Genomic DNA, 16,260 nt, shown 5'->3' with positions numbered 1-16,260 from the left:
GCCTTTCCCTTGAACCTTGAACTCTGGATAGAGTATGAGAAAATATTCGCGGTGCACCTCGTCTAAGCAGGCACTTTAGGCGCGGCGCCCCAGTATGTTGAATATGCTTTTAATTATGCCCGATAAGTTCCGTTTTAGCCCGTTTTGCGGGAAATTTGTGGGGAATATCGCACCACGTTTCTCCTGTCCGATATCTAACGAGACATCTGTGACGGGTACATATTATAGGTTGCCCATCTGTGCTTGAGTGCTCGGCTGCAGAATACCTATTTCTGCCTGAGGTGGTCTCATTGGTATATGGGTGCGAACGCCAGCCCCCACCCATATATCGGACTACTTCTTCTTTGCACGTCCTGCTTTAACGACTCGTTTTGTCGTTTTCGCAGGCTTCTTCGTGGTCTTTTTAGTCCCAGAGCGCTTCTTTGGCTGAGCACCGCCATCAGCTAAGTCTTTGGCGCGGCGTTCGGAGATTAACTCATTCGCTCGCGCATCGGTCAGCGCTTGCGGATCGTCGCCGCGTCTTAAGGATGCATTCGTTTCCCCGTCGGTAACATACGGGCCAAAGCGGCCATCTCGGACAGTCATCGGCTTCTCTGAGACGTCGTTATTGCCCAGTTCCTTAATGATCGACTGCGAGGCAGCTCGACCGCGGCGCTTCGGCTCCGCATAAATCTTCACCGCTTGATCGAGCGTGATACTAAAGATTTGATCCTCACTTGAGAGCGAACGGGAATCCGTCCCCTTCTTCAGGTACGGGCCGTAGCGTCCATTTTGAGCAGTAATCACCTGATTATCTTCGGGATCGATACCCACTTCGCGCGGCAGAGAGATAAGTTTAAGAGCCTCTTCCAGGCGCACCGTGCTGGCCTCCATCGAAGAAAACAGCGAGGCGGTTTTAGGTTTGAGGGTCTCTTCAATAATCTGATTAATACGCTTCTCTTTAGCCGCCAAAGCAGTCTTGGTTTCCCAATTCTTCTGCCGCTTACCTTCGGCGGCGCGCTGTGCATCTTCGGCGGCGCGCTCCTCGGCGACGATTTCTTCTGCCTTGGCGGCTGCTTTCTCCTTCTCATCCTCACCCATGATCTCGGTGACATAGGGACCAAAACGTCCTTCCTTCACCACGATCGTGCGACCGTTATCGGGATTGCTACCCAATTCTCGTCCCGACTGAGGGGTAGCAAATAATTTCTCTGCAAATTCCAGCGTCAATTCATCTGGGGTGGTGCTATCCGAGAGATTGGCGCGCTGGTATTCCGGCTCACCGTCTTTTATCCCCACCTGTCGTTCGAGGTAGGGGCCGTACCTGCCCACGCGCACATATACTGGACGCCCTTCGGCATCATCGAAAAGCGGCAGAGAATTAACGGAGCGAGCATCGATTTGTTCTAAGTTATCTCCTACCAATGCTTTGAGCCCACCTTGGCGCGCAATGGAATCTGCCATCGCATCCGAAGCCTCGGCGTCGCCAAAATAAAAACCGCTCAGCCACTCACTGCCAATCTGGGTGCCAGTTGCGATATCGTCAAGCTCATCCTCCATCGAGGATGTGAAATCATAATCCACCAATGCCCCGAAGGATTGCTCCAAGAGCCCAACCACGGCGAAGGCAACCCACGAAGGCACCAGCGCATTGCCGCGGGAATACACATAGCCACGATCCTGAATGGTCTTGATAATGCTGGCGTAGGTAGACGGGCGACCGATACCGAGCTCTTCCATCTTCTTAACAAGGGATGCTTCCGTATAGCGCGCCGGCGGGTTTGTTGTGTGACCATCAGCAGCCAGTTGATCCGCCTGCACGGGGTCACCCTCGCTCAAACGTGGCAAATATTTCTCAGCATTATCTGCAAGATCGCGACCATCTGACAGTTTGGTGGACTCGACATAGGCGCGGAGGAAACCTTGGAAAGTAATCGTGCGCCCGGTAGCGGAGAATTCAACGGCTGTGCCATCATGGGCGTTACCGCCAAGGGTGACCTTCATCGAGGTGCCTTTGGCATCTGCCATTTGGGACGCGACGGTACGCTGCCAAATCAGCTCGTATAGGCGAAATTCTTCGGCATCCAGGCTTGACGCCAATTGACCTGGAGTAGCAAAACTCTCACCGGCGGGGCGGATGGCCTCGTGCGCCTCCTGAGAATTTTTCACCTTACGGTCATAGGTGCGCGGGCTGGGAGAAACATAATTCTCACCATAGAGCGCCAGAGCCTGCTCGCGAGCTGCCTGTAAGCCTTGCGCAGACAGTGCGGTGCTATCAGTACGCATATAGGTAATATGGCCGTTTTCATAGAGCCGCTGTGCGATACGCATGGTGCGCTCAGAAGTATAATGTAATTTTCGTCCAGCCTCTTGCTGCAAAGTGGAGGTCATAAACGGAGCATAGGGCTTACGTGTATAGGGTTTTTCCTCAACTCGAACAACAGCCATCTCAGTGCCCGTGAGGTCCTCGACGAGCTGTTCCGCACGTACCTGGTCGATCACATGTGCCTGCGATGTCAACTGTCCGCGGTCATTAAAATCGCGACCGGTTGCCACGCGCTGTCCGTCGACACTGGTGAGGCGGGCCTCAAAAGCACTCGGATTACCGTCGTTGAGGTTTTTGCCTGAATCAAATTCCCCTTTGATATCCCAGTAATCAGCGGAGATGAAGGCCATGCGCTCACGCTCACGCTCGACAATGACGCGCGTAGCCACTGACTGCACCCGCCCAGCCGATAGCCTGGGCATGACTTTTTTCCACAGCACAGGAGATACCTCGTAGCCGTAGAGACGGTCGAGGATACGTCGGGTTTCTTGGGCATCGACCAGATTATTATCTAAATCGCGGGTATTTTCAGCGGCCTGCAGAATCGCTGGTTTTGTGATCTCGTTAAAAACCATGCGGCGCACGGGCACGGTAGGTTTGAGAGTTTCCAATAGGTGCCAAGCAATGGCTTCACCCTCGCGGTCGGGGTCGGTCGCAAGGAGAAGTTCGTCGACTTCCTTGAGTTTCTTTCTTAAGTCTGCGACCTTCTTTTTCTTATCGGCGCTGACCACATACAGCGGCTTGAAACCAGCATCAACATTAACACCAAGCCGTGCCCATGATTCTTTTTTATATTTGGCTGGAATATCAGCAGCACCCCGTGGTAAATCACGGATATGACCGACTGAGGCCTCCACAATATAATCATCACCAAGATATGGCGCGATCTTTTTCGCTTTCGTCTGGGACTCGACGATCACAAGTCGCTTTATTCCGCTGCTCTTGGCCATAAGACGAAGAAACCTCAATTTCTAATCAAACAAGTTTAACTGCTTACCCTATCAAGCATGTGCGCACTAAGGGTATATCACACGAAGGGAGAACGTTAAGCACACGGGTATTCATGCGAAAAAGCCGCCGATCCCTTTTCCTTAGCATTCATTCCACCATAGTGATGAGGAGAAAGCGGGAGACAAGGTTCCAGCGGCTTGAAGCTAGCTACCTAGTGGTAGCTATGAAGTTAGATCGCGCGAACGGAAAGAGCCTGTGGGCCCTTGGCGCCGTCGCCGATTTCAAACTCGACTTGTTGGTTTTCTTCGAGGGAACGGAAACCGTTTCCTTCAATTTCAGAGTAGTGAACGAAGACATCAGCAGAACCATCTTCTTGAGAGATGAAGCCGAAGCCCTTCTCAGCGTTGAACCACTTTACAGTGCCCTTAGCCATGTGTATATCCTTATTTCTTTAAAACTATATTGAACACCGCATCCCTCAGATACATGTGAGACGCAAGCATTTAGCAAGCGATCACCCGTAAGAGAACTAACAGACCCTGGTGTAAAAGAGCCCCGCGGTTGCCCCAGAATGAGGAAACCGTGTGAAACTAGCAAGCTAGAATCAGATACGTATGCTTGAACGAGAGTAGGTCAAGGAAACTCTTCATAGAAGAATCTCCAGTTTTTATGCCCAATGGCTCTAAGAAACAACATCCGCCCCGTAAGGACGTGAGGAAGGTTCACTACCGTTTTGCAAAAAATCATTAAAAACTTTAACGAAGACCTACCCCTAGTGTGTCACAGATCTAAGCCCATGCCAAGAGCTACCCCCAGGAGCGCTCATGAATCAGCCCGCCGGCTCCCCTAATGATCACCCTCGTGTCGGCGCCGAACTAGCTGCCATTCTTGCCGACGTACTGGAAGCGCCGAGTGCTTGCCACACCGAATATATACCCCCCCAGACTGCCCGCTACGGCTCGTGGCCCGACTGGGCTTACCCACCCCTTGTGGAGTATTTCTCCGAGCTTGGCATCACTCGCCCTTATGAGCATCAAATACTTGCGGCCGAGAGTATTTACCACGGTAAACACACCGTGATTGCGACGTCGACTAGCTCTGGAAAATCTCTCGGATATCTACTGCCATCTCTCAGCGTTTTGGCAGATGATAAAACGGCAACAGCCCTTTATCTCACACCCACAAAAGCCTTAGGCTCCGACCAATTACGCTCTCTTATGAAGCTTACGAGTAGCACTCCAGGCTTCGAATCGATCATTCCCGCGCCCTATGACGGTGACACTCCCATTGACGCTCGCGCGGATATTCGGGCTCGATCTCGCTTCATTTTTTCTACCCCCGATATGCTCCATAGTGGCATTCTGAGCAACCACCATAAGTGGCGTCATTTTTTGAGCAACCTTCGCTTTCTCATCATCGATGAAAGTCACGTGTATCGCGGGATCTTTGGAGCCCATATCGCCCTAACCTTACGGCGTCTGCTGCGCATAGCGCACCACTATCAAGCGCTCCCCACCGTGGTCCTTGCTTCCGCTACCCAAGCACAACCCGAACTCAGCGCAGCGGCACTGATCGGAGCCCCCGTACAGGCGATCAGCTCCGATACCGCACCTCATGGCGCACGCACCATACTATTATGGGAGCCAGGGATCAGCGACGAGGCAGGGAAAAATAAACGCCCTGCGCTGGGCGATTCTGCCTTGATGATGGCCACGCTTATCAAAGAGGGAGCCAGAACCTTAGGCTTCGTCCGTTCACGCGGCCAAGCTGAACGCTTAGCACTGCGAGGAAAAGAATTGCTTGCCAGCTGGGGTCGCTTTGATTTAACCGAGCGACTAAGTTCTTACCGCGCTGGCTACCTAGCTGAGGATCGTCGCGCATTAGAAGCCGCCCTCAGTAGTGGGGATCTTTTAGGTGTTGCCAGCACGAATGCCTTGGAATTAGGTATCGATATTGGCGGGATTGATGCGGTTATTACTACTGGGTTTCCCCGAACTATCTCAAGCTTCTGGCAACAAGCTGGACGCGCAGGGCGTCGCGGGCAATCGAGCTTAGTGATCTTTGTTGCCTACGATGACCCACTCGATACCTATCTGGTTAGGCACCCCGACAAGCTCCTATCCGCCCCCGTGGAACGCACCGTTTTTGATCCCTCCAATCCCTATATCCTCAGTGATCATCTACTCTGTGCCGCTAGCGAAAAACCCCTTGATGAACACGATATTGATTATTTCCAGGCGGGTGCAATCCTGCCGGCTCTAATCCACAAGGGTCTCTTACGCACACGCCCCTCCGGCTATTTTTTGGCTGCACAACCAGGGTCAGAAAGCCCCCATCAGAGGGTTTCCCTGCGCTCGACTGGCAGTCAGATCATGATCTTTGCAGATTCTCAGCTCTTGGGTACCGCGGGCTCAGCCCAGGCACCACGACAACTGCACCCAGGTGCCGTTTATGTTCACCAGGGCGAATACTACGTGGTGGATTCGCTTGATCTCGAGCGTCGGCTTGCTATCGTGCACCCGGAGAATCCGGATTACTATACGGTGGCCCGCAACCACACCGATATTATGATCACCGCTGAACCCCAGCAGCTCCAGCAGTTACACCCTGGGGTTTGGTTAAGCAGTGTGGAGGTCGAGGTAGTCAATCAAGTCACGGGCTATTCCACCTATAGTTTCGATAGGCAATTGATTAGTTCCCAGTCCCTTGATCTACCCTGCCAGCGTTTAATGACTAAAGCCTGTGCCTATACGGTAGATCCACTCGTGCTACGCGACCTGGGTATCAACAATATTCCTGGTACTCTTCACGCTGCCGAGCATGCTGCAATCGGGATGCTCCCGCTTATTGCCACCTGCGATCGCTCTGATATTGGTGGTGTGTCTATAGCACTGCACCCAGATACCGAGTTGCCCACGGTCTTCGTCTATGATGGAGCTCCCGGCGGGGCCGGTTTTGCCGACCAAGGCTATGAGCACTTCGCCCAGTGGATTCACGCCACCTACGAGACTGTGCGAGACTGCGCCTGTGATCAGGGCTGTCCGTCCTGTGTCCAGTCGCCCAAGTGTGGCAATGGTAATGACCCTCTCGATAAGGAGGGGGCCATGATCCTTTTGGAATTTTTAAGCCAAGTGGCTCATTCACACCCGCCCGGCGCGAGCGCGGGCTAACTGAGTACCCATTCGGACTTGAATATAAATATCACCATCGATCTCCCGACATCCACGTGGCTCGGCCTCGTGAAGCTGGACGATCTCCACCGCGCGGGGGCACCCAGGGTGCCCGGTGGCAAGCTCATAAGCCCCTGCGACCGCCGCGAGGTCGGCAGCATTGCGTGCCTGATGAGCCTCAACCATGATGGTGAATACGTGGGCTAAGATCCCCACGATGACAACGATCATTACGATCATTCCGGCACTCACGATGGTGGTGGAGCCTTCTTCATCATTCATAGCTACTTCCTTCAAGGGCGAAAATAGCCTGAGCCCGCATCGTACCGAAGAGACTAGGCACTTCAGCGGTGGCCGTAGCCAGTGTGCCGGAGGTAGTGATATGCACGTGCCCTCGAGCTGGTTGATAGTCCACCCCGATCACATAGCTACGAGCGGCAGCGCCAGCGATATCAATAGCGCTGAGATAGCTAGCTGCCGATAGGATTGCCCCCACTGCCACACCCAGTACCGTCATGAGGCTAGCTATCCCTATCGCCGTTTCAATCGTGGTGGATCCGTCTTCGGCGCCGAGGACGCGTCTAAGCGGGGACTTGATTGAGCGCATTGCCGATAATGGACTCGATACCCTCAGCAACGGCGCCAGAACTCGCCACCATATAGAGAGCGCCAGCTAAGGCAGCCGCGGCGAGAGCGCCCATGGCATATTCGATCGTAGTCATACCTTCGTCATCGGATAGCTGGAGAAAGAAGTTGGAAGACATAAGGATTGGTCCTTTTCTTGTGTTTAGAAGGGGAGGATGGTTTGTCCCAGACTCAGTACTAGGGGCACGAGGCCTAGCAGTATAAAGGCTGGGAGGAAACATAGGGACAAGGGCACGGCAATGGCCACTCCAGCTCGCTGAGCCCGCGCCTCTGCGCGATTGTCTATCTCGGCTGTGAGTCTGGCGCTGAGGCACTCTAGCTCAGGAGCTAGGCTGGCACCCGAATGCGCTGAATTTTTCAATGCGGAACCGATGTCGTCGAGTTCAGCCCACGCCCGCTCGGGGGCGACACCTAGATCGAGAAGATCTGCCGCACGCAGCCATTGCAAAGATCCACCGCTAGCACCTAAGGCCCTGGCAGCGGAACTGTGACTCAAGCCGGTACGAATTAGTGCTGCAAATAATTCCACATCTTGAGCCTGTGCACGCGCGTGCATATGCGTGCGACGATTTCCACGGCGGAAATATTTAGGCCCATCTCTAGGGTTGACGCCACTCATACCATTACTACCAAGGCGCGTTATGGACACAGGGTAGGGGTGGATGGCAAGTCCAATAAGTGCCAAGACTAATGCCAAAAGGATCCAACTCATTCTGCACCTCCTGTCATAATGCGATGAGTGAAGAAAATTCCCAGAGCTTGTGCAGTAATGCCAAGGAAAAAGACGAGCTGTCCTAAGCTATTGCTCACGTAAAAGGCGAGAGTATTAATGCCCATGGCACCACCCATGGCCACTCCAATGACGGGCAGGAAAGCGAGCATCCACCCAGAAAGTACGGGTCCTTGCATTGCGGCGTGGGCTCGCTCTGCGGATTGGTGCCTATCCTCGAGCATCTTTCGGATACGCGCGGTTATCTCGGTCAGTGCGATACCGTGGTGCAGCGATAAGGTCCACGCGGTGGCGAGAGTGATCAGAGCTGGATTCTGCGAGTCGGCTAACTCTTTGATCCCCTGATTAATATCCATGGCAGCTCTGGATGCTGCTAGTTCCAAGGTCGTACGGAGCTGCTCGTCGCTAGGCTCCGCGGCACCCGCTGCCAGTGCTGCCGCTGGAGTAGCGCCTGCGGATAACTCCGCGGCGATAGTGCCCAGGACGTGGATAGTGGATTGTTCTGTCTGTTTGCGCAGAAATCTTAGGCGATAATCGTGGATTACCCATCCGAGGCTGAGGCTTATGATGACTAGAGCCGCCATGACTAGAAAATATCCTCGCGCGATGCTCATAGCCGCGCCCACTCCCCCGACAACAGCGAAGCATTTTGGGTGTATCAAAAAAGAAGTGTAGGAGCCCTGAGACGAGGCGATGCGCTCGATAGGTCGCATGAGGGGAAGAGAAAAGGCAATGAGTATTAGCCCTAGAGAGCTCACAGTGGTAGTCATCGCGGTTGCCACCCCGCTACACTCATAAGCTCTTCGGGAATCATGGCTCTCCTGTGGTCCCATAAAATATCTACCTGCGGCGGATGGGAATGAATCTGAGCAATCTGCGAGAGGATACGAAGACGGCCTTGGCGCGCAGTACACAAGATAACTGGTTGGGCGGCGGCGAGCTGGGAGTGCAATGCGCTGGTGTCAAGGCCACCCATTGCAGCTAACGCCTCCAGGCGAGCCGGCACTTCCTGGCTGGTATTGGCATGTAGGGTGCCGGCTGATCCCTCGTGCCCGGTATTTAGAGCGCTGAGCAAGTCGATTACTTCCTTGCCCCTAATTTCCCCGATCACTATACGATCGGGGCGCATTCTTAGAGCTTGTTGCAAGAGAGTGCACATACCAATTTCACCCCTGCCCTCGGTATTCTTCGCACGGGTGATGAGATGAACGGTATGAGGGTGGCGGGGTTTTAGCTCTGCAGTATCCTCGATGCAGATGATGCGTTCAGCCTGAGGAACCTGCTCTAAAAGGGCACCCAGGAGAGTAGTTTTGCCACTGCCCGTGCCACCAACGACAAGGAAGGACCGTCGGGCCACGATTAGGGCGTCGAAGACGCGGCGCATTTGAGGTGGGAAACTGCCGCTTTCTTCTAGGTGTCTGAGATTTGCGGTGGCACTGTTTAAAACCCGGATGGAGATGAGTGGACTTGTTTCCGCGGGTGGGGACAAAATGGCGTGGATACGCACATGAGTTCCATCCTCTCGGGCGATTTTTCCGTCCCCATAACTTTGGGCTCCGTCGAGGCGGCGACCGGCGACATGGAGAAGGCGGGTGGCAAGCCGACGTATATCGTCGTGGGTTGAAAAACTCACCGTGGCTTTTTCAAATCCAGCCCCGCGATCGAACCACACCTGATCGAGATCATTAACCACGATATCGGTGATCCCCCTCAGTGCGAGGAGAGGTTCGAGCACCCCCAGTCCCACGGTATCGTAACGCAGTTGGCGCATAATGGTGAGAACATCCACATCACTCACAACCCCCGAGGACTCTGCTCGGATGAGAGTAGCGATCTCCTGGGGAGTCAATCCTTGAGGGTGCTGGGCTATCTGGCGTTGGATAGTGGGGATGAGATCAGCGGCGACGTTGGAATTCATTGGTCGTCCCCCTGGGCTATCCGCATGGCTGCACGTCGGATCCCCCGCGGCAATTTCTGAAATGTTCCAGCGAAACCGGAGGTTTCCTGGCGTTTATTCATGCCAGGGTCCATGGGTACCTCTGCACTGAATGCCGGTTGAATCAGACGCTCCATTTCTTTTCGCGTCAGAGCTGACCACCCGCGGTGATTGATCACAGGGTGCGCCCGCACCGGAAAATTTCTTAACTCTTTGAGCAATTCACAGGCAGCAGCGAGCACGCGTACCTGTGGAGTCATGACTACAACGCAGTGGTCACTGCGCTCAAGTACGGCGTCAAAATAGGGGGCAGACCATGGGGTATCTATGACAATGGAATAATTGCTACGGACAATGTCAAGGACATTATTAAGCTGATTTTCTTTCTGTTGTGACCGCCCGACTCCACGTTGAGTGCTGATCACTCCCAGGCCTGATTCTGTATGAGGTAATGCTTGGTAGAGAGTAGGAGCTGGAGTGCTGCCATCGTCGAGGTTGATATCGGGCCATCGAATCCCGGCAGTATCTTCGAGCCCTAGAACGAGATCGAGTCCAGCCGAGAAGGGGTCGGCGTCGACAAGTAGCGCAGGATCATGATCGTGGAGGGCAAGCGCGAGAGCTGCAGCCACACTACTGGTGCCCACACCCCCAGCGGCCCCCGTAACGGCCCAGATGGGGTGAAATTTGGAGCGTGATTCTGCACTGCGAATATGCCCGAGATAGGTGAGAAGTTCTTGGGCTTGCGCTGGCAAAACATAGGCATCACGGATGGGGGTGCGGGCGACGAACTTCCAGTCTATATGCGCAATATCGGCACAGACTAGGTAAATCGGAACGGTGGGAGCTACCTGAATCACGTGCGCGGCGATGGTGGGATCGACAAGGATGCAGTGCGCCTTTTTAGCCCAGCGTATAATCGAACGCGGGTCGGTGGTATCGATAGTTTTTAATCCGGTTGCAGCTGCGACGGCGATAGCTTCAGGATGCACGACGGGATCCGCGACGGCTACGAGGATGGACGTGGAGTTCATATCCTCAGTGTGGGCGTGTTATGCAGCGGGCTCAACGGGTACGACGTCAGGCGAAGTAAATCTGTGGATAACGGATAATCAGCTGTCCGTAGAGTATAAAGCGGCAGCTCGCGCAAGGGGGGTAATGAGCGCGAGCTGCCTACCCGGCCATTAAAGGGGGGTTCGCTGGCCGGGGTGTGCCGGCCGCACTGTATATCGGGGCCTGGCTATTGCTATTATGACATATAATCCCAGTCCTGCCAATACTTAAGTGCCCAGCTTATTGCGCCCTTTGGCAGGTAGAATTGAGGGGTGAGATTGGCGTCCAAGCTACAGTTAAGAAATTATGAGAGTTCCCGATTCGTCCCCCAGTGCGGCAATCCCCAATGCCTTGGAGCAGGATGCGATGCACACCACCATAGGGGCTTTCTTCGATCTCGATAAAACCATCATCGCCACCTCTTCGGCCCACGCTTATGGTAAGGAATTTCTCTCCTCAGGTTTAATTTCGGTGCCGAAGGCGGCGCGCCTTTCTCTCCAAAAAGTACTTTATTTATGGGATGGTCTCTCCCGCGACCAACTACACCGCACTCGCAACCAGCTAGCCTCCATGATTAGCGGCTGGGAGGTGGGCGAGGTCGAGCGCATTGTTAATGAGTCTTTTCATACGGTCTTGTGCCCCACGATCTATGCCGAGGCACGGGAGCTCATTCGATGGCACCGCAATCAGGGTCACCGTGTTGTCATCATTTCGGCAAGTGCGGATATCCTGGTGCGACCAATTGCCCACGAACTGGGAATCGACGATATTATTGCCACTCAATTAGCTCAAGAGAACGGGTGTTTTACCGGTGAGATTCTCTTTTTCTGTCAAGGCGAAGCCAAAGCCGACGCTCTTCACAGATGTGCTGAGCAATTCAGGCTGGATCTTTCTCAGTCCTTCGCATATTCAGATTCCTTCACCGATGTACCCATGTTGGAAAAAGTGGCTCATCCTGTAGCTGTCAACCCTGATAGGGCTTTACTAGCCACGGCACGTGATCGAGGGTGGACAATCCAGTATTTCCATCACCCCATCCCTTTAATCCCTCGCCCTTCCTTTAAGGAGCTTACGGTAGGGACCGGAGTGATTGCCGGGCTTGCGGCGGCTACTATAGGCGTGCGCTGGTGGTTAGGCAGACACAATTAGCCCTCGGCTACCATCCGAGCGATACCTTCTGCCTCAGCGGCCCCGGCCAGGCACGCCTGAAAATAAAATTCTGGCCACTGTGAACTATGCGCTGATATCAGATCGTGATACTCCCGCTTATGCCGGGAAAAATACACCTCAGGTACCCCTAGTCCAATGGGATCGAAGCCAGTCACCATGGCCGCGAGACGCGCGGCGATCGCCGCTATGAGATCGCTGCGTGCTCCGAAAAGCTGCGGGGCTGCGATCGCAAGAAAAGTGTGAGCCGGTACCAGTCCCATATGTGCGTGAGGATCGCGCAGCGCGCGCAGATGGGAAAGGGCTGGACCTGGCGCTCCGACGGGGCGACCACTGCCGCCCACAAGCGTATCAAGCCGCGCGAGAACCTGAGCCGGAGCCCTCTTGAAGAGGGCTGCCGTTTGTTCGCGTTGCTTTGGCCCCAGCATGCTAAAAGCACTCAATGCTTCCTCTATAGTGCACGCGTCGGAGCGAAGCTGATACATGAGCTTAGCGCCTCGAACTGCGGATTCGCTGGTGGTGACGTTATTTTGGCGAAGATTAACCGGCCTGCGGTATACCCGCCGTAGTGCTTCTAGGGCTTGAGTGTAGGTGGGAAAATCTGCGACGGCGTCCATGAGGGTTATCAGTGTAGTCGGGGGTTGACCGAGCTTGAAAAAAATCTGACTCTACTCAGAAAAGTCCCGCTTATTCGGGGGGTTTCTTTCACACAGGTAGTCAAACTGTTAGGATTATGGGAAAGGTCAGCGTATTGCTTCATCCCAGTTTGGTCTGCACCGGAATGCCTGTCATTCCAGCGCTGTCTTAAATAAATGTGAAAGAGAAGAAAGAGGATAGGCACACGTGAAGAAAGAAAACGGGCTATTTACTGAAGGCCCTGAAACCTTCGAGCCACAGGTAAGCTCCATTCCCCTGGCGGCAGCTGATAGCGATATCGAAGGATCCTTCGGCAACTTGGTCAGTAATGCCACCGAACAAGTTTCGTCATTAGTGCGCTCCGAGATTGAGCTAGCCAAGACGGAGATTACTCACGAGGCCAAAAAAATTGCCTTCGGAGGTGGCCTTTTCGGCGTGGCCGGAGTTATCGCTCTGTATAGCTCCTTCTTCTTTTTCTTCTTCCTCGCGGAGCTGCTAAATATCTGGCTCGACCGCTGGGCATCTTTCCTCATTGTCTTCCTCGGCATGATTATCGTGGCCGCTATCTTGGCCCTTATCGGTTGGAAGAAGGTCAAGAGTCTCAAAAAGCCCAAGAAAACTATCGAGAGCGTGGGCGAGCTCAAGAATATAGTTCAGAAGAAGCAGTCACCGGCCGTTGAGCGTCGGCATTCCGGACTTTATAGTTAGCCCTTCGCACGGATCTTTTCAGCCCTCCTAATAGAGTTAGGAGGGCTGATAAATTTTTTACTCATAGAAAGACTTTCTTCAAGGATGCGCGCAGCAAGTCCCAGCACGGTGGCTCTTCACGGCCCGTTTACCCATCACGATCTTTATACGCGTGGGACGCGGCTCCATGCGGCCTGCGCTGGAGAGGCTAGCTCACCTCTAATTATCTTGATCCATGATTCTTTTAGCTGTTGGATCGACTTCGCTGAGGTGATACCCCTCCTTCATGAAGCGGGATTTCATGTTGCCGCTCTCGACCTGCGCGGCTACGGAATGTCAGATAAGCCGCCTCACGGCCATGACCTGAGAACCCTGTGCGGGGATCTTAATGGTGCCATCCAAACCTTAGGCCATAACTCCGCCCATCTGGTGGGAGTGGGTATCGGCGCCACCCTAGCTTGGGCACTTGCCACCTATGAGCCCAAAAGGGTCGAATCGATTAGCAGCTGCGGTTTTATCCATCCCACCGATATGCGGCGCTCCGTTATCCGCTACCCCTGGCTTTTTTTAAACCTCATCGCCTTTAAAGTCTTTCTCGCCCTTCCCTCAGGAGTGCTTAAGAGATTGTCTTTCTTGCTGCCTCGAATCACAGCCCATGATCTGAAGCGCACAACCGTGAAGGAATTTCACTCTTCTCCTGGTTTTATGCGCAATCTGACGCGCCGCTCGACCGCGCTCGCCATCAGTAATACCTTGCCGGCCGTGGTGAGGTCGTCACGTTTATCAGTAGTATCTACTCCGCTCGCGTGGGCGGACCGCACTATTACATGCCCTGTTCTCTTCCTGCCGGGGGAAAAACCCTCACGCCAGCAGCGGGTACTAGAAAGAGCGGCCCGAGAGCGCACCCTCGGTGCTATCCGCACGGTTCGGATCCCCCACACCAAGTACCGCCCACATATAGAAAACCCTGATGATTTTGTAAATACCGTAGTGAGATTTATTCGCGGACTGAGCTAACGTAAAACGCATTCTCCTGTACCTACTGGGGTACTAAGTACGCTGAGATCGCCAACAGCCTCGCGCACTTCCCGAGCACTGAGAACGTAGCCAATATCGGATTCGTCTGAGCTAGCGCCAAAGATCACCCCGATAACCTCGCCGCGCGTATTAATCATCGGCCCTCCGGAATAACCTTGGCGAATGGATCCTCGCACCGTATAGGCTTCGCGTTCCACGCGCTGGTCAGCATAGATATCGAATCCCGTTATAGTTAAGCGATTATTTACGCGCGCAGGGGCTGCCTCGAAGGGGCCGGACTCAGGAAAGCCCATGGAGATGGCATCGTCGCCACTTAAAGCGCTCTCTTCAGCCCATTTCAACGGCTCAATATTCATATCTGGGGATTCTAGAACCGCGATATCGAGTTGGGGGTTATAGTAGACCACCGTGGCTGGGTACGTACCCACAAGCGTATCGAGATTGACGCTATTAGCACCTGCAACAACATGGGCATTCGTGATCACGTGATTACTATCGACTACGAAACCCGAGCCCATGAGCCGTCGAGCGCAGGAATCGGCGGTGGAAGAAAGATGGACCACGCTGGGGCGCAGGGCCTCCACAAGAGCAGTATCTTCCACCAGAAGAGCTGGGGCCTCCACCGTGACGTTATCGGGATTGAGAAAGGGCGATACTAAAGGTGGCAGGCCCGATTCCGAGAGCATGGCGGACACTTTAGAAGGCAGCATGGCCAATTGCTGCGGGGCCCGGTGGTCCACCGCGCTCAAAATCTTGGAGTTACGTACCTGGTGGGCTATATTGCCGGGCAATGCCGTCACCAGAGGAATGGCGACCAACCAGGTAACGATTAAGACAGTGAAGGCTTGAAAGATGGCGCCGATCCCTGAATCGAGCCTTAAAGAGCTGCGCCAGCGCATATGGGATCGCAATCGTGTTCCCAGTACCCCACCGGTGAGATTACCAATACCTACCAGCATGGCCATTGTTGCTAGGGCGAGGAGAAAGCGCAAAGCCACATGGTCGGTTAATTGCATGGCAAAGGGGGCCAGTGCTACTCCGCAGATGAGGCCAGCGACAACCCCGACGGTCGAGAGGATGGAGGCGAATGCTCCTTGACGCCAGCCAGTGTAGAGAGCAATGATGAGCACCACTACGATCGTGGCGTCGGCATAGAAACCCGGTGCGGGGTCAGCTAAGTAGTTCATGCTTCCTTATACTGCTGAGATATTTCGCTGTTTCTTGAGGCCCGCAGGGCGGCCTTGAGATCCAAGGTATGGGAGTGATCCCACGGCCGCTCCCACCCTGCACGATGGATAACGAGGTGCAGGATCTGGGCTGTGAACCCCCATATTATATAGTCACGAATGCGAAATGCCGGCCCTCGCCACTTTTCACCGGCTAAGTGGAGGCGGTTGCAGGGATCAATCAGTTCCTTGAAGGGCACCATAAAAACCTCATCGACTTCGACGGGGCTTGCCACTGTGACGTCTGGAGGCGTGGGGGCGTAGGCAAGAATAGTATGAACGGGGGCACCCGTTGCCCCAATAAAGGTGCGGCCGATATCAGCCAAGGGTGTGACCGCTGCTGCGTCAAGCCCCACCTCCTCACGAGCCTCTCTTAATGCAGCGGCCAGAGCATGGGAATCCTCCGGATCGATGCGTCCACCCGGAAATGCGATCTGCCCCGAGTGCTGGCGCATGGTGGGGGAACGATGAGTTAATAAAACTGCCGCGTCATCAGGGAGCCGGGAGCCAGTCTCTGCTCCTGTCACCAGCATGAGCACGGAGGCGGCCTTGCTATCGTCTATCGGGGCACGTTGGGCCACATCTTCGTGAAACTGTTGGCGCAGCTGCCCGCTGCGGGCAGCTTTAGTCACCGGTGCCAACCATCTAGGGCCAGGCCAAGATTCGAATTTGGGCGCCTGATATTCGTCCACCATTCCCCTATTCATACGATTATTCAT

General features: G+C 54.2%; 16 protein-coding genes. 4 read left to right on the top strand and 12 right to left on the bottom strand.

The features are described from left to right. Positions 1–333: 333 nt before the first annotated feature. Entirely contained in the window at positions 334–3,255 is a 2,922-nt protein-coding gene (topA, locus tag NXT01_RS05820) for a type I DNA topoisomerase (protein WP_259078533.1), read from the bottom strand. A gap of 230 nt (positions 3,256–3,485) precedes the next feature. Next, the gene (locus NXT01_RS05815; protein WP_259078531.1) at positions 3,486–3,689 is read right to left on the bottom strand and encodes a cold-shock protein; all 204 of its coding nucleotides are present in this window, start codon (positions 3,687–3,689) and stop codon (positions 3,486–3,488) included. A gap of 391 nt (positions 3,690–4,080) precedes the next feature. Between NXT01_RS05815 and NXT01_RS05810 the strand changes: the two genes are divergently transcribed. Then, positions 4,081–6,426, top strand: a complete 2,346-nt coding sequence (locus NXT01_RS05810; protein WP_259078530.1) for a DEAD/DEAH box helicase — start codon at positions 4,081–4,083, stop codon at positions 6,424–6,426. On the opposite strand, the gene NXT01_RS05805 is transcribed toward NXT01_RS05810, so the two are convergent. From NXT01_RS05805 to ssd, 7 genes are all read right to left on the bottom strand, one after another. Next, positions 6,397–6,708: an Rv3654c family TadE-like protein gene (locus tag NXT01_RS05805; protein ID WP_259078528.1), complete on the bottom strand. Its 312-nt coding sequence runs from the start codon at positions 6,706–6,708 to the stop codon at positions 6,397–6,399. The two genes, NXT01_RS05810 and NXT01_RS05805, sit on opposite strands and share 30 nt — an antisense overlap. Next, positions 6,701–7,033 carry a hypothetical protein gene (locus NXT01_RS05800; protein WP_259078526.1) on the bottom strand — a complete coding sequence of 111 codons (333 nt, stop codon included), beginning with the start codon at positions 7,031–7,033 and terminating at the stop codon, positions 6,701–6,703. The genes NXT01_RS05805 and NXT01_RS05800 overlap by 8 nt, the downstream gene beginning before the upstream one ends. Continuing rightward, the gene (locus NXT01_RS05795) at positions 7,008–7,190 is read right to left on the bottom strand and encodes a DUF4244 domain-containing protein (RefSeq protein WP_259078524.1); all 183 of its coding nucleotides are present in this window, start codon (positions 7,188–7,190) and stop codon (positions 7,008–7,010) included. The genes NXT01_RS05800 and NXT01_RS05795 overlap by 26 nt, the downstream gene beginning before the upstream one ends. Before the next feature lie 23 nt (positions 7,191–7,213). Beyond that, a complete protein-coding gene (locus tag NXT01_RS05790; RefSeq protein ID WP_259078522.1) occupies positions 7,214–7,783 on the bottom strand; it encodes a type II secretion system F family protein in 570 nt (189 codons plus the stop codon). Further along, on the bottom strand, positions 7,780–8,415 hold the full coding sequence (locus NXT01_RS05785; RefSeq protein ID WP_259078520.1) for a type II secretion system F family protein: 636 nt from the start codon (positions 8,413–8,415) through the stop codon (positions 7,780–7,782). Before NXT01_RS05785 ends, NXT01_RS05790 begins: the two co-directional genes overlap by 4 nt. 152 nt (positions 8,416–8,567) lie before the next feature. Then, positions 8,568–9,719, bottom strand: coding sequence for a TadA family conjugal transfer-associated ATPase (locus tag NXT01_RS05780; RefSeq protein ID WP_259078519.1), 1,152 nt, complete (start codon positions 9,717–9,719; stop codon positions 8,568–8,570). Then, the gene (gene ssd, locus NXT01_RS05775) at positions 9,716–10,768 is read right to left on the bottom strand and encodes a septum site-determining protein Ssd (RefSeq protein WP_259078517.1); all 1,053 of its coding nucleotides are present in this window, start codon (positions 10,766–10,768) and stop codon (positions 9,716–9,718) included. The genes NXT01_RS05780 and ssd overlap by 4 nt, the downstream gene beginning before the upstream one ends. A gap of 325 nt (positions 10,769–11,093) precedes the next feature. Here ssd and NXT01_RS05770 point away from each other — a divergent pair, with 325 nt between their 5' ends. Beyond that, positions 11,094–11,936: an HAD family phosphatase gene (locus NXT01_RS05770; RefSeq protein ID WP_259078516.1), complete on the top strand. Its 843-nt coding sequence runs from the start codon at positions 11,094–11,096 to the stop codon at positions 11,934–11,936. Here the strand turns inward: NXT01_RS05770 and NXT01_RS05765 are convergent. After that, positions 11,933–12,571, bottom strand: a complete 639-nt coding sequence (locus NXT01_RS05765) for a hypothetical protein (RefSeq protein ID WP_259078514.1) — start codon at positions 12,569–12,571, stop codon at positions 11,933–11,935. The genes NXT01_RS05770 and NXT01_RS05765 overlap by 4 nt on opposite strands. A gap of 226 nt (positions 12,572–12,797) precedes the next feature. Between NXT01_RS05765 and NXT01_RS05760 the strand changes: the two genes are divergently transcribed. Together NXT01_RS05760 and NXT01_RS05755 are read left to right on the top strand one after the other, a co-directional pair. Then, entirely contained in the window at positions 12,798–13,298 is a 501-nt protein-coding gene (locus NXT01_RS05760) for a phage holin family protein (protein ID WP_259078512.1), read from the top strand. Between the two features lie 84 nt (positions 13,299–13,382). Then, positions 13,383–14,294 (top strand): alpha/beta fold hydrolase, encoded by a 912-nt coding sequence (locus NXT01_RS05755; RefSeq protein ID WP_259078511.1) that lies wholly within the window; start codon positions 13,383–13,385, stop codon positions 14,292–14,294. Here the strand turns inward: NXT01_RS05755 and NXT01_RS05750 are convergent. Together NXT01_RS05750 and NXT01_RS05745 are read right to left on the bottom strand one after the other, a co-directional pair. Then, positions 14,291–15,502: a MarP family serine protease gene (locus tag NXT01_RS05750; protein ID WP_259078509.1), complete on the bottom strand. Its 1,212-nt coding sequence runs from the start codon at positions 15,500–15,502 to the stop codon at positions 14,291–14,293. The two genes, NXT01_RS05755 and NXT01_RS05750, sit on opposite strands and share 4 nt — an antisense overlap. Next, positions 15,499–16,260: a CoA pyrophosphatase gene (locus NXT01_RS05745; RefSeq protein WP_259078508.1), complete on the bottom strand. Its 762-nt coding sequence runs from the start codon at positions 16,258–16,260 to the stop codon at positions 15,499–15,501. The genes NXT01_RS05750 and NXT01_RS05745 overlap by 4 nt, the downstream gene beginning before the upstream one ends.

Origin of the sequence: Corynebacterium sp. ES2775-CONJ (assembly GCF_024814515.1) — a bacterium.
Lineage (GTDB): Bacteria > Actinomycetota > Actinomycetes > Mycobacteriales > Mycobacteriaceae > Corynebacterium.
The sequence above is the reverse complement of the archived record's forward strand: the minus strand, read 5'-3'. Positions and strand labels throughout refer to the sequence as shown.